15 protein-coding genes are annotated in these 13,308 nt (G+C 35.3%); 12 read left to right on the top strand and 3 right to left on the bottom strand.

Annotated features, from left to right (window positions below; translation table 11 throughout):
• Positions 1-78 precede the first annotated feature (78 nt).
• The 7 genes from KIK00_RS18210 to ribA all read left to right on the top strand — a co-directional run bounded on the left by KIK00_RS18210 (position 79) and on the right by ribA (position 5,557).
• Complete coding sequence (locus tag KIK00_RS18210) at positions 79-1,095, top strand: sugar phosphate nucleotidyltransferase (protein WP_142719680.1); 1,017 nt, start codon at positions 79-81, stop codon at positions 1,093-1,095.
• A 107-nt stretch (positions 1,096-1,202) separates the two neighbouring features.
• Complete coding sequence (locus KIK00_RS18205; RefSeq protein WP_255813734.1) at positions 1,203-2,054, top strand: DUF4292 domain-containing protein; 852 nt, start codon at positions 1,203-1,205, stop codon at positions 2,052-2,054.
• Positions 2,051-3,613 carry a peptidoglycan DD-metalloendopeptidase family protein gene (locus KIK00_RS18200; RefSeq protein ID WP_255813733.1) on the top strand — a complete coding sequence of 521 codons (1,563 nt, stop codon included), beginning with the start codon at positions 2,051-2,053 and terminating at the stop codon, positions 3,611-3,613. The genes KIK00_RS18205 and KIK00_RS18200 overlap by 4 nt, the downstream gene beginning before the upstream one ends.
• Positions 3,614-3,644: 31 nt before the next feature.
• Complete coding sequence (locus KIK00_RS18195) at positions 3,645-3,857, top strand: twin-arginine translocase TatA/TatE family subunit (RefSeq protein WP_047373994.1); 213 nt, start codon at positions 3,645-3,647, stop codon at positions 3,855-3,857.
• Between the two features lie 15 nt (positions 3,858-3,872).
• Entirely contained in the window at positions 3,873-4,487 is a 615-nt protein-coding gene (locus tag KIK00_RS18190) for a DUF4254 domain-containing protein (protein ID WP_255813732.1), read from the top strand.
• Positions 4,484-4,942 (top strand): hypothetical protein, encoded by a 459-nt coding sequence (locus KIK00_RS18185; protein WP_255813731.1) that lies wholly within the window; start codon positions 4,484-4,486, stop codon positions 4,940-4,942. Before KIK00_RS18190 ends, KIK00_RS18185 begins: the two co-directional genes overlap by 4 nt.
• A gap of 18 nt (positions 4,943-4,960) precedes the next feature.
• Positions 4,961-5,557, top strand: coding sequence for a GTP cyclohydrolase II (ribA, locus tag KIK00_RS18180; RefSeq protein WP_034695719.1), 597 nt, complete (start codon positions 4,961-4,963; stop codon positions 5,555-5,557).
• A gap of 279 nt (positions 5,558-5,836) precedes the next feature.
• Here ribA and KIK00_RS18175 read toward each other — a convergent pair whose 3' ends face one another.
• A complete protein-coding gene (locus KIK00_RS18175) occupies positions 5,837-6,382 on the bottom strand; it encodes a hypothetical protein (protein WP_255813730.1) in 546 nt (181 codons plus the stop codon).
• A gap of 116 nt (positions 6,383-6,498) precedes the next feature.
• On the opposite strand from KIK00_RS18175, the gene KIK00_RS18170 reads away from it, so the two are divergent.
• The 5 genes from KIK00_RS18170 (at position 6,499) to KIK00_RS18150 (ending at position 11,485) form a co-directional block, all read left to right on the top strand.
• Positions 6,499-8,217 (top strand): glycoside hydrolase family 3 protein, encoded by a 1,719-nt coding sequence (locus KIK00_RS18170; protein WP_255813729.1) that lies wholly within the window; start codon positions 6,499-6,501, stop codon positions 8,215-8,217.
• A 4-nt stretch (positions 8,218-8,221) separates the two neighbouring features.
• Entirely contained in the window at positions 8,222-9,370 is a 1,149-nt protein-coding gene (gene bshA, locus KIK00_RS18165) for an N-acetyl-alpha-D-glucosaminyl L-malate synthase BshA (RefSeq protein ID WP_047374001.1), read from the top strand.
• A 28-nt stretch (positions 9,371-9,398) separates the two neighbouring features.
• The gene (locus tag KIK00_RS18160) at positions 9,399-10,655 is read left to right on the top strand and encodes a DUF2851 family protein (protein WP_255813728.1); all 1,257 of its coding nucleotides are present in this window, start codon (positions 9,399-9,401) and stop codon (positions 10,653-10,655) included.
• A gap of 92 nt (positions 10,656-10,747) precedes the next feature.
• The gene (locus tag KIK00_RS18155) at positions 10,748-10,969 is read left to right on the top strand and encodes a PspC family transcriptional regulator (protein ID WP_255813727.1); all 222 of its coding nucleotides are present in this window, start codon (positions 10,748-10,750) and stop codon (positions 10,967-10,969) included.
• A gap of 3 nt (positions 10,970-10,972) precedes the next feature.
• Entirely contained in the window at positions 10,973-11,485 is a 513-nt protein-coding gene (locus KIK00_RS18150; RefSeq protein WP_255813726.1) for a GNAT family N-acetyltransferase, read from the top strand.
• Positions 11,486-11,624: 139 nt separating this feature from the next.
• Here KIK00_RS18150 and KIK00_RS18145 read toward each other — a convergent pair whose 3' ends face one another.
• Both KIK00_RS18145 and KIK00_RS18140 read right to left on the bottom strand, forming a co-directional pair.
• Positions 11,625-12,359, bottom strand: a complete 735-nt coding sequence (locus KIK00_RS18145; RefSeq protein WP_255813725.1) for an SIMPL domain-containing protein — start codon at positions 12,357-12,359, stop codon at positions 11,625-11,627.
• Positions 12,360-12,487: 128 nt separating this feature from the next.
• Entirely contained in the window at positions 12,488-13,300 is an 813-nt protein-coding gene (locus KIK00_RS18140; RefSeq protein ID WP_255813724.1) for a carboxypeptidase-like regulatory domain-containing protein, read from the bottom strand.
• Positions 13,301-13,308: the final 8 nt, after the last annotated feature.

Here is a 13,308-nt window from a genome sequence, read left to right as displayed (position 1 = left end):
TCATATCCCAACAAAGGTTTTAATTATTATCTTTAACCAAATTATTAAAATAACTATAAAAAATTTTTTATATAATTTATGAAAATTATTGTTCCTATGGCTGGACGTGGTTCCAGATTACGTCCCCATACACTGACAGTTCCAAAACCGCTTATTCCTATTGCAGGAAAACCTATCGTACAGAGATTGGTGGAAGATATTGCTAAAGTTGCAGGAGAAAATATTGAAGAGGTAGCCTTTATCATCGGAGATTTTGGCCCTGAGATCGAAAGATCCCTTATTCAGATTGCTGAAAAGCTGGGAGCAAAAGGAAGCATATATTATCAGAATGACCCTCTTGGTACCGCTCATGCAATCAAATGTGCTGAGCAATCTATGCAGGGAGATATCGTTATTGCTTTTGCAGATACCCTTTTCCGTGCAGACTTCCAATTAGACAAAAATTCTGATGGAGTGATCTGGGTAAAAAGCGTGGAAGATCCATCTGCTTTCGGAGTTGTAAAGTTAGACAACTATGGATTCATCACAGATTTTGTTGAAAAACCGACTACTTATGTTTCAGATCTTGCCATCATTGGTATTTATTATTTCAACAGTGCTGAAAAACTGATGGAAGAGATCAACTATATCATGGACAATGATATTAAAAACGGAGGTGAGTATCAATTGACAACAGCACTTGAAAACCTTAGATCTAAAGGAGCCAAGTTTACCCTTGGAAAAGTAAACGACTGGATGGACTGCGGTAACAAAAATGCCACTGTAGAAACCAACAGCAAAATCCTTGAATATGAAAGAGAAGAAATGAAGAATCACCCTGCTTCTGCCGTGATTGAAAATTCTTTGATTATTCAGCCGTGCTTTATTGGTGAAAATGTAAAAATCTCCAATTCAAAAGTAGGACCTGGAGTTTCATTAGGAAACAATACAACAGTTGTTAATTCTAATATTGAAAACTCCTTGATTCAGGAAAATACCAGAATCAATCATGGAAACCTTTCCAATTCTATGATCGGTAATTCTGCACAATATTTCGGAGTAGCCAGAGAAATTTCTTTGGGAGACTATTCCGTTTTAGATTTTCTATCTAAATAAAAGAATAGAAATTATTTAACTTAAACAAGATATCACCAGGCCACACAAAATGTTTTGTGTGGTTTGGCGTTAATATTGCACCGTATTTTTTAACTAAAGATAAATACATGAAAAATTGGATTCCCCTTCTTTTATTACTTCTTGCCTTATCATCCTGTAAGACCCGTACCAAAGTTCAAAATGATACAGATCAGACACGGGACAGTATTACTACAACAGTAGATAAAGACAATGGAGATCCAAAAGATGTAAACCAACCGGTGAGAGACAAACTCACTTTTTACGAACATGTATTGATTCCACCCAAATTTGAGCAGATCAAGATCGACAGTAAAGTTCGGGTAGAAACAGGAAGTTTTGTACCCACACTGGATGCTACCATTTATATTGAAAATGATAAAAAGGTGTGGATGAATCTCAGAGCATTATTCATCAATGCAGCAAGAGGTATTGCTACTCCTGAAGGAATAAAAGGTCAGGATAAGATCAATAAAACCTATATAGATTCTGATTTTGATTATCTTAATAATTTACTGAATGTTAATTTCATTGATTATAAATCTTTGGAAAAAATCCTGTTAGGAAGAACTTTTGTCAAAATAAATGACAGACAATTTGATCTGACGCAGAATGCACAAGGCTTCAAAATGGTTTCTAACATCAATCAGAAAATTACGACGGATGAAAAAAACAGAGAATATAAAATAGCACTTCAATATGACACAAATTACGATTTATTGTCTGTCAACTTAAAAGATATTTTGTCTTCAGACGAGCTTGATGTTTCTTATAGTGACTGGAATGAATACGAAGGAATCCGTCTTCCAAAAAATGTTAAAATAATTATAAAAGGCTCAAAATCTAGTCAGATTTTAATGGAAAACACGAAATTTGACTTTTCGAGGATGGAAACACCTTATTCTGTACCATCCAGTTATAAGAAAATTGAGATTAAATGATTAAAAAATTTAGCTTTTTAATAGGTGTTTTGATGTTTGGACTGCACCAGGGACAGCAGAACAAAGAACAGCTGCAGAAGCAGAATGCCGAACTTAAAAAACAAATTGCACAAATAAATTCCGATTTAGCCAAAACCAGAAGTGAATCTAAGCTTTCTATAGCCTATCTTTCTAATGTGAACCAAAAGTTGATTTTAAGAGAGAAGGTTTATAATAATACCCAGAAAGAAAAAAGATTCATTGAGGATGATATCTATTTACGTCAGCTGGAAATCAACCGTCAGAACAAAGAACTGGCTGTGTTGAGAAAAAACTATGCTGAGGTTTTGGTGAATGCTTATAAAAATAAAGGCGTACAGAACAAAGTAACTTTTATTCTTTCTGCCAAAAATTTGGGAGAAGGTATACGCAGAGTACAGTACCTGAAACAATACTCAGATTATCAGGATAAAAAAGCCGCTGAAATTACAAATGCTGCCAACCTGATCAAGAAAACAATTGCACAAAGACAAAACTCTGTAAAAGAGAAAGCGAACCTTTTGGCAAACCAACAAAAGGATTTAGCAACGATCAATGCTGAAAGAGCCCAAAAAGAGCAATTAGTAACTGATTTTAAGAAAAACGAATCCAAACTAACAGCTGAACTTAAGCAAAAACAAGTTCAGTCTAAAGCATTGGAAGGACAGATCAGAGCTATTATTGCTGAGGAAATCAGAATTGCTAAAGCAGAGGAAGAAGCAAGAAGAAAAGCAGAAGCAGAAAAAATACGTTTGGCAAAAATAGCTGCTGAAAGAGAAAAAGCAAGGATTGAAGCGGAAGCTAAAGCAAGAGCAGAAGCCCTTGAAAGAGAAAGAAGACTTGCTGAAGCAGAAGCTAAGAGAGCTGCAGATCTGGCGGCTAAGAGAGCCGAAGAAGAAAGAAAACGTAGTGAAGATGCTGCCAAAGCTGAAGCTAATGCAAGAGATGAATCAAGAAGAATAGCAGCTAAAAAAGCTTCTGACGAAGCCAATGCAAGAGCTAAAGAAGCTGCAGATAAATTGACGGCAGCAAGAGCAGCAGAAGCAGCCCTTACGAAGAGAAAAGAAGAAGAGAAAAAAGCTGCTGAAACGAAGGCAATGACAAGCTACGGAGTTTCCACTGCTACCGGAAACAGCTTTGCAGACAACAGAGGAAGACTTGGTTATCCTGCTGACAGAGCCGGACAGATCACTCACCGTTTCGGAAGACAGCAGCACCCGGTTTTCAAAAATATATCTGAAGACAATACCGGTATTAAAATTTCCGTGCCTTCAGGTACACGTGCTAAATCTGTATTCCCGGGGACTGTATCTTCGGTTGTAGCAAGCAGTGATGGTACCAAGACTGTTATTATCAAACACGGTGGATATTTTACCATTTATTCCAACTTATCCAATGCAAATGTTTCCAAAGGACAGCAGGTTTCATCAGGAACAGCAATAGGTACTATTGCCCAGGATTTTGATGGCGCTTATACACTTGATTTTCAAGTATGGAACGGAAGTACACCAGTTGATCCATTAGGTTGGATTTCATATTAAAAAAAGTGTAACTTTGCAAAAATTTTAAGAGATGAATACACTAACAATACTTGCCTTATCTTGGCAACATATCCTTATCGTAGCAATACTTTTAGTATTACTTTTTGGAGGAAAGAAAATTCCGGAATTAATGAGAGGAGTAGGTTCAGGAATCAAGGAATTTAAAGATGCAGTAAAAGAAGAAGACAAGCCAGGTTCTGAAAAGAAACCAACTTCGAACGATAATAATTCTCCAAGTAACTAAAATTCCTTAGAATTAATGAAATTTACTGAGACTGCATGGAAAGTCTTCAATCAAGCTATTGAAGACTATCACGTGTCTGATGACGTTAACACTCTAATTAATAACCCGTTCGAAGAAAATAGTTTGGAACGGATTTTGTATGCAAAGAACTGGATTGATACCGTTCAATGGCATCTGGAAGATATAATTAGAGATGAAAATATTGATCCGGCTGAAGCTCTTCAACTCAAGAGAACAATAGACGCTTCCAATCAGAAAAGAACTGATCTGGTAGAATATATTGACGGCTGGTTCCTTACTAAGTTTGAAAATATAACTCCTAAATCTGAAGCAAAAATAAATACAGAAACTCCCGCTTGGGCAGTAGACAGATTATCAATTCTTGCATTAAAGGTTTATCATATGTCGTTAGAAGCGAATAGAGAATCTGCTTCTGAAGAACACAGAAACAACTGCCAGGCTAAACTGGATGTTCTGCTTACTCAGAAAGAGGATCTGTCTACTTCTATAAATCAGTTGCTTGCTGATATTGAGAACGGTAACGTTAAGATGAAAGTATACAAACAAATGAAAATGTATAACGATGAAAGTCTTAACCCAATCCTTTATCAAAAAGGGCAACAGAAATGAAACGATTAATTTTTCTTGGAGTACTTATCATATTAACATCTTCCTGCGCAACGGAAAAGCTAAATCTTTCCCCGTTGTCAAATAATTTTTATAGTGATACCAAAGGTTCTGATTCCGACAGAGGCTCAAAGAAGAATTTTAATATCAATATTAAAGAAAATATAAATGCTTCTGAAATTTCAAATATGATCTCCACTTTTCCCAAGTTTAAAAACAATGGGTTGAATGATGAGGTTACCAGTTTGAAATACAGCCTTCAGAATTATTTATATGCTATTGATGCCAGTAATTCTGCCGGTAAGAGCAGAGCCCTTAAAAGCTTCGAAAAATCATACAAAAAAATTCAAAAGCTAAGACAGAATCTTGACAGAGATGACGATGAAGTTCTCAACAGATATCTGGTTCGTTTAAAAACCAATATCTCTGTTATTGAAGATGCTTTGCCAGGAAGTTAAAAACTAATTGAACTATCAATGATTAAAATTCAGGCGGAAGCCAATGTTCCTACAGAGCACGGTACTTTCCGAATGATAGCTTTCTCCGAAAACGAAAACGACTGGATGCCTCATATGGCCATTGTTGCTGAAAATACAGATTTTTCAAAGCCTGTCAATGTTCGTTTCCATTCAGAATGTATTACCGGAGAAGTTTTCCATTCAAAAAAATGTGAATGCGGCCAACAATTGGATGCTGCAATGAAATATATCCATGAAAACGGTGGAATTATCATCTACCTTCGCCAGGAAGGAAGAAACATCGGGATCATCAACAAGCTGAAGGCATATTCTCTACAGGAAAAAGGGTTGGACACCGTACAGGCCAATCTTGAGCTGGGACTTCCTGCAGATGACAGAAACTTTGGAGTAGCCATTGAAATTCTTAATCTGCTGGATGTAAAAGATATTAACCTTCTGACCAATAACCCTGAAAAGGTAAAATATGTGGTAGACAGCAATATTCACCTTAATTCAAGAGTACCGCTACAGATTCCTGCAAACGAAATAAGCAAAGGATATCTGCAAACAAAAAAAGACTTCTTTGGACATCTTCTGGATGACAATGATAACTAAATAAAAACAAAAGCTTCAGAAAATCTGAAGCTTTTGTTTTTATTAATATTCCTGAAGAAATTCTCATTTTAATTCAGATCACAGATTTCACACGTAAAATGCTCAAATAGACCTAAAATTTAGCAGGCTCTTACCTTTACCTTCACCTTCCATCCTTTTATAGACGATACTTGAAATTATGGTGCCTAAAATCATTAAAATCGGTCATTGATAAATCAAAAGCCCCGAGATTTCTCCCGGAGCTTTTTTAATTATAAAAAACTGAAAAGATATTCTAAATTATTTAGTCTTGATTTTAGACTCGTCAATATTGTAATATTTAATTACACTCTTGTAATCGTTATAATCTACTACATTACCTTTGGCTGCTTTTGCGCCACCTGTTCCCGTTCCGTTAGCAGGAAGAATAAGAACTCTGAAATTTTTATTCTGGTAGTATGACGGATTAGCTGTTAAACTAAATGCAGCAGTAGAATTAATATTAATGGTAGCAGCAAATTTACTGAATTCATAAATATAATCTACAGCATCATTATTTGCATTACCTACATAACGAGTATATGGAAGAAGCTTCCAGATAGGAGAACCTCCATCAGTTCCAACCTGCATATAAATAAGTACCATATCGGACTGTACTAATGGGCTGTTAAAATCATCACTCCATCTGTAAAGATTATCATCGATTTTAGTAAAACTAGGACTTATATCAAACGACTGGTTAATAGTATCATAATCTTTTGATACCACAACATCATCACTATTGTCACAGCTATAAGCGGTAAAACCTACAGCACCCAGGAATAAAAAGAGAAGTATTTTTTTCATTTCTTATTAAAGTTTAGTTATTATTTATATTGCGTATTCAAATCATATACCAAAAATCTCAAAAACTTTGTTTTCCTCATTTTTTTAATTGTATTTTTGTTCTTATTCAAAAAGTCATGAAGAAATTATTATATACTTCACTCTTTATTGTCGCATTGATAAGTCCTAAGGTGAACGCCCAATATCAGCCTAAAAATGCTTCTAAGGAAGATTTGAAAAAGGCTAAGCAATGGGTTGACAAAACCTATAAAAATCTTTCTCAGGATGAAAAACTAGGACAGCTTTTTATTGTTGCGCTTTATACCAATAAAGGAGAAGATTATATCAGCCAGATAAGAAACATTGTTACTAATGATAAAATAGGCGGCCTGATCTTAATGCAGGATGATGCCGCAAAGGAAATCGACCTGGTCAATGAATTTCAGCAGAAATCTAAAATTCCTTTGATGATTGGTATGGATGCCGAATGGGGCCTGTACCAGAGAATAGCCACTGCTCACAAATTTCCATGGGCAATGACATTAGGTGCTATCCAGGATAAAAATCTTGTATATCAGATGGCCGCAAAAATTGCTGAGGATTGTCACAGAATGGGAATCAACTGGGATTTTGCACCTGTAGTGGATGTCAATACCAATCCTAATAATCCTATCATTGGGAACAGAAGTTTTGGTTCTGAAGTAGATAATGTAATCAGCTCTGCCCTGTCCTACTCTAATGGTCTTCAGGATAACAATATATTAGCAGCGATTAAACATTTCCCGGGGCACGGAGATACCAGTACAGACTCACACCTTGACCTTCCTGTGGTTTCCCACTCTATGGACAGGCTTAATACAATAGAACTGGCACCATTCAAAGCTTTGATGAATAAAGGAATTGGTGGTGTAATGGTTGCTCATTTATATGTTCCAAGCTTAGAATCAGGAAAAGGAATTCCCGCGTCTGTTTCTAAAAATATCATTACCGGATTACTGAAAGACAAGCTGGGTTATAAAGGTTTAATCATTACCGATGCATTAAATATGGGTGCTGTAGCGAATAAATACAAGCCAGGAGAACTGGATGCTATGGCGTTTAAAGCTGGAAATGACATTATGCTTTTCTCACAAGGTGTTTCTGAAGGTAAAAAACTGATTCAGAAAGCTATTGATAAAGGGGAAATTCCTCAGTCCAGAGTAGAAGAAAGTGTGAAAAAAATCTTATTGACTAAGTATTTCCTTGGTCTGACTCAATACACACCAAAAAATCCGGAAAATATCAATACTGATTTAAATAATAATTCTCATATCCAGCTGATACAGAATCTTTATTCTAATGCACTGACTTTATTAAAGGATGAAAAGAAATTACTGCCTCTTACAGGAAAGCAAATCTACTATGTTCCTTTGGAAGAAGCTCCTTATCAGACTTTCGCCAGCAGATTAGGTAACAATGTAATCATCAAAAAAGCGGGTGAAATAAATACTATTCCAGCAGGATCAACGGTAATTATCGGTATTCATAAAGATAATTCAACGGCTTACAAACCTTATAAAGTTTCAGCAGAATCTAAGCAGGTGCTTTCTAATCTTACCAAAAATCAAAATATAATTCTGAATATATTTGGAAGTGCTTATGCATTAAAGGATATTGATATTTCAAAAGTTTCAACGGTTCTTGTTTCTTATGAAAATAACGATGATTCAATGAATGCTGCTGCAGATGCTTTAAACGGAAAAACAAAAATATGGGGAAAACTTCCTGTACTGGTTAATGATCAGCTGAAACCAGGAATGGGTATTGATCTTAATGTAATTACCCCAACAAATAATACAACATCAAAACAACAATAATCTAATGAAAATAGGCATACTTTGCTATCCCACATATGGAGGAAGCGGAATTGTAGCAACAGAATTAGGAATGTCCCTTGCCAATAAAGGATATGAAGTACATTTCATCAGTTCTGCACTTCCTGCAAGATTAGACATTACCAACCCGAATATTTTCTTCCATAGGGTAAATGTTCAGACCTATCCTCTTTTCCAGTATCAGCCTTATGATATTGCGTTAAGCTCGATGATCTATAGGGTTGTCAATCTTTATAAACTGGATCTTCTTCATGCACATTATGCCATTCCGTATGCTTATGCAGCTTTTACAGCAAAGCAAATGCTTCAGGAAGACAATAATGATATTCCACTGGTGACTACCCTGCACGGTACAGATATTACCCTTGTAGGCCAGCACCCAAGTTATAAACATGCTGTAGAATTTTCCATCAACCAATCAGATGCTATTACTTCAGTTTCTGAAAGTCTGAAAAAAGATACCCTTCAGTTTTTCAACATCAAAAAAGAAATTCAGGTGATTACCAATTTCATTGACAATTCTGAATTTGATGACTGCTCTGAATGCCAGAGAACACAGTTTGCCAATCCTGATGAAAAGATTCTGATCCACGTATCCAACCTTCGTCCTGTAAAACGTGTAGACGAAGTACTTCAGATCTTTAAGAATGTGGAGAAAAAGGTAAAATCCAAACTGATCATCATTGGTGAAGGTCCTGATATGGAAAAGGTCAATCAGTTTTTAGAAGAAAACCCAGATCTTATCTCTAAAATCCGTCTTTTAGGAAAGGTGAATGATCTGTATAAAATTTTACAGCTTTCGGACGTATTTCTTCTTCCTTCGGAACAGGAAAGTTTCGGTTTGGCAGCTTTGGAAGCCATGGCAGCTTATACTCCGGTAATCAGTTCCAATGCAGGAGGAATTCCTGAGGTGAATATTCAGGGTGAAACAGGATATCTGGCTGAAATCGGAAATGTAGAGGCCATGAGCAACTATACCATTAAGCTATTGAGCAATGATGAACTTTTAACCAAAATGAAGCAAAACGCGAAAGATCAGGCTATAAAATTCGATTTGAAAAACATTCTTCCTATCTATGAGAAAATGTATAGAACGACTATAGAAAACTTTAATAAGAAGTTGACGAAAGTATAATATTTCTATTATATTTATCGTCACACTTATGACGGAAAAACTACTTCAATATCTTTGGAACTATAAGGTTTTCAAAAATTTTAACTTCAAGGATATTGAAGGAAATTCCGTTGAAATTATCCATTTCGGAAAATGGAATAAAAATGCCGGCCCTGATTTTCTGGATGCTAAAATTAAAATCAACGGCTTACTTCTCGCAGGAAATATAGAACTGCATGTTCGTTCCTCAGATTGGATTTTTCACAATCATTCGCAGGATCCCAATTACCAGAATATCATTCTGCATGTTGTACTTCAGCATGATATAGAAATTCAAGAACTTACCGGAAAGCATATTCCAACTTTGGAATTGAAAAATCATATTGATGAAAATATCATATTGAAATATGAGAAGCTCATTACCGGAAATGAATTTATTGCCTGTGAAAATATCTTTAATCCGAAAAAAGTACCTGTTAACTTCCATGAAGAGAATATTCTGAAAAAACTGGACGAAAAATCTGAAGAACTTGAACAGAGTTTAATCCGGTATAAAAATAATTTTGAAGCCGTTTTATTTCACAGTTTTGCTTATTCATTCGGATTAAAAGTCAATGCTCATATTTTCCGGCAAATTGCTGAAAGTCTGGACTACAGCATTATTAACAAAATCCGCCAGAATCCTCTTCAGCTTGAAGCTTTACTGTTCGGAATTTCAGGATGGCTTGAGACACCCCAGGACGGACAGATGAAAATATGGAAAAGAGAATTTGATTTCATTAAAGCCAAATTTTCAATTTCGGATCTGAAGTTTCATCCTAAATTTTTAAGATTAAGGCCCCAAAACTTTCCTACAATCCGATTGTCTCAGTTGGCAGACCTTTACAAACATCAGCATCTATTCTCTAAGATTATGGAAGCAAAGAATGCCAATCAGCTATATAACATATTTAGAGCTATAAAAGCCTCTGAATACTGGGATTTCCATTTTAATTTCGGAAATATTTCAAAAGTACAGCCTAAAACATTAAGTAAGGATTTCATTAATCTTCTTATTTTAAATACTGTTCTTCCTTTAAAGTATACTTATCACAAATACCATCGCGAAGAGATTGCAGATGAAATTATTGAACTGTACAAAACGGTTTCAGCTGAAAAAAACACCATCATTAAAAGCTGGGAAAAACTTGGTCTGAACATTACCAATGCATTGGAAAGCCAAAGCATGATCTATCATCACAAAACCCGTTGTGAAGTAAAAAACTGTTTAGCGTGTAGTATTGGATTTAAACTTTTAAAAGAATAGTTCTCTTAATAGATATCACCATACAAAGACCTTATCAAAAAAATTCCTTAACTTGCAGTATTGGATTTAAACTTTTAAATAACAATCTGGAAATGCTGAGTAATATCCGTCATAAAATGGAAAGAGAATGGTTTGGTGTACTGACAAGAACAGGTGCCAAGCTGGGGATTCCTGTATCAAAATTGAGAATTTTCTTCATTTACTCTACTTTTGCCACAGCCGGTTTTTTCTTTCTGATCTATGTAGGATTGGCATTCACGCTTTGGATTAAAGATATTTTCATCACCAGAAGACCTAGCGTCTTTGATTTATAAACTATGGAATTTTTACCGATCACATCTGCTGAGGATCATAGAATTAAGGAAATCTATGATTCTTACACAACTACTTTTCCTGTAGACGAACAAAGAGACAAAGAACAGTTTGAGGGTTTATTTTCAAATCCTTATGTAAAGTTCATGTCTGTTATTCATGAATCTGAAGCTATTGGCTACCTCATCTTGTGGGAACTTAGCAATTTTGTTTTTGTAGAACATTTTGAAGTATTTGAAGCGTTCAGAAGTAAGAAACTGGGTTCTCATATCATCAATCATATCTCAGAAAACTATCCGGGCGTTATTTTAGAAATTGAGCCTGCAGATTTGAGTGAAGATGCTGCAAGACGTTATTCTTTTTATCAGAGAAATAATTTCAGTCTGATTGATGACACTCATATTCAGCCAAGTTATGGAGAAGGGAAAAAATCTTTGAATTTATGGCTGCTTGCTAATTACACTCCTGAAAATGTAGAAGAAACCAAAAAAGAAATTTACGATATTATTTATCGTTAAAATATAAAACGCCGGAACTGTTTTCCGGCGTTTTTCTTTTATATTTTTTGACCACAGATCTGCGCAGATTTTCACAGGTGCTTGTGTAATATTTTGGTTAAGCTTAAATCTTAATTCTGAAGCTGCCTAAACTTTTCTGTTAATTTACTTCGTACTCAAGTTTTATTGTGATACTGGCTTCTTTTTCTTTAGAAGAAGTATTGAAAGTTCCTCCATATGAATAGTCTTCATTAGAATTGGGAGCTGTAATCTGGATTACGCCCATTGTTGCTTTCTTTAGGTTTCCCAAACTGCTCCCTGAGTTTTCAGCAATTTTCTCAGCACGTTCTTTGGCATCTTTTGTTGCACTGGCAATCATTTCCTGCTTCACGGTAGCCAATTTAGTATAAAAATACGCTGGTGAAGAAGAGGTGAATTCAATTCCGCGATTGATAATTTCCGTAATATTTCTGGAAAGATTTTCTATTTTGCTAACTTCTTTACTTTCAATAGAAACTTTTTGGGTAAGGTTATAACCAGAGAATTCTCCTTGTACATAATTTCCGTTGGCATCATTATAACTTCTGAACTGTTTTTGGATATCTACGGAAGAAAATACAATCTCCTTCTGCTGTATACCTTTTGAAAGCAGGTAGTCATTGATTACTTTTCTGTCTGTCGCCAGTTCATCATAAGCTGATTTCAAATCAGCATTATTTTTGGAAAAACTTCCGGACCAAGTGATCAGGTCTGATGTAAACTGTTTTGTACCGAGCCCTGTTACGGAAATTGTATTTTCAGATTTGTTTCTGTTTTTAATGGCATTTCCTAAAAATCCTAGCCCGATTATGAAACCCAGCGCGGCTATAGCTATTGCAAAAATATTTTTATTCATAAAACTTGTGAATTGAGTTGTTGTTACAATAAAGATTGTATCAATTTCTATTCCAATATTTTAAGATTTTCTTAACATTTTAAAGAATGAAGAATTATTCAATCCGGATGAATATTTCTTTCTTTAAACTACTTTTCGTTTTCTTTCAATCTTTCTATAAAAAGGGGTGCCGTTTCTTCTAACCTCAGCATTACTCCTGAAAGATTTTTTGCTTTCACGTAAGTTCGTACCTGAGGCTTCGCTAAAAATGAAAACTGAATAAATTCTGAAATTCTATCGGCCGGGATTCCTGTTTTTACAAAGTACTCATCATCTATCCTATCCCGAATCCATACAATGTGTTCCTGGAGATCATCATATTTATACTGTCTTTTCTGCCTTCTGGCTTTACCGCTTATCAGATCATATACTCCCTGAACATTCAGGTTTCCTAAAAGTATGGGTAAAAGAACACTTTTCACTTCTGCAGGCTTCTCTCTCATTTTTCCAACCGGCTGCGGAAGTCCTACAGCATCTCTCACCTGTTCTCCTTTATCTACTTTTGCCACAATCCGGGAATCCACTTCCAAATCTCCGGTAAGCTTTTTTACGATCTTTACTTCTCCTACATCTCTCGGAATCTGATAAAGAGTAATGAATAAGGGAGGATTAATACCATTGATAAGAACTCTTCTGGATGTTCTGTTGAAGTCTTCTTTTACAAATCTCAGTTCATCATTGGGATTGGCTTCTATAGAAAACACACCTTCTGAATCAGAATATACTTTTTTGTCGGAAGACATGTTAATAACAATTACTTTACTCAAGTTTTCCCCATTATCATCCACTACTCGCCCGGTTACTGTCTGCTGAGAAAAAATAAAAGTACTGCACAGAAGCATAAGGAAAAGAAGAAATTTTCTCTGCCCCAATATTTCTATATTTTTAATGAAATAATTCAATTTTTATT

This window comes from Chryseobacterium sp. MA9 (assembly GCF_024399315.1).
Lineage (GTDB): Bacteria > Bacteroidota > Bacteroidia > Flavobacteriales > Weeksellaceae > Chryseobacterium.
Note: the sequence above shows the minus strand (reverse complement) of the source record. Positions and strands in the feature narration are given on the sequence as shown.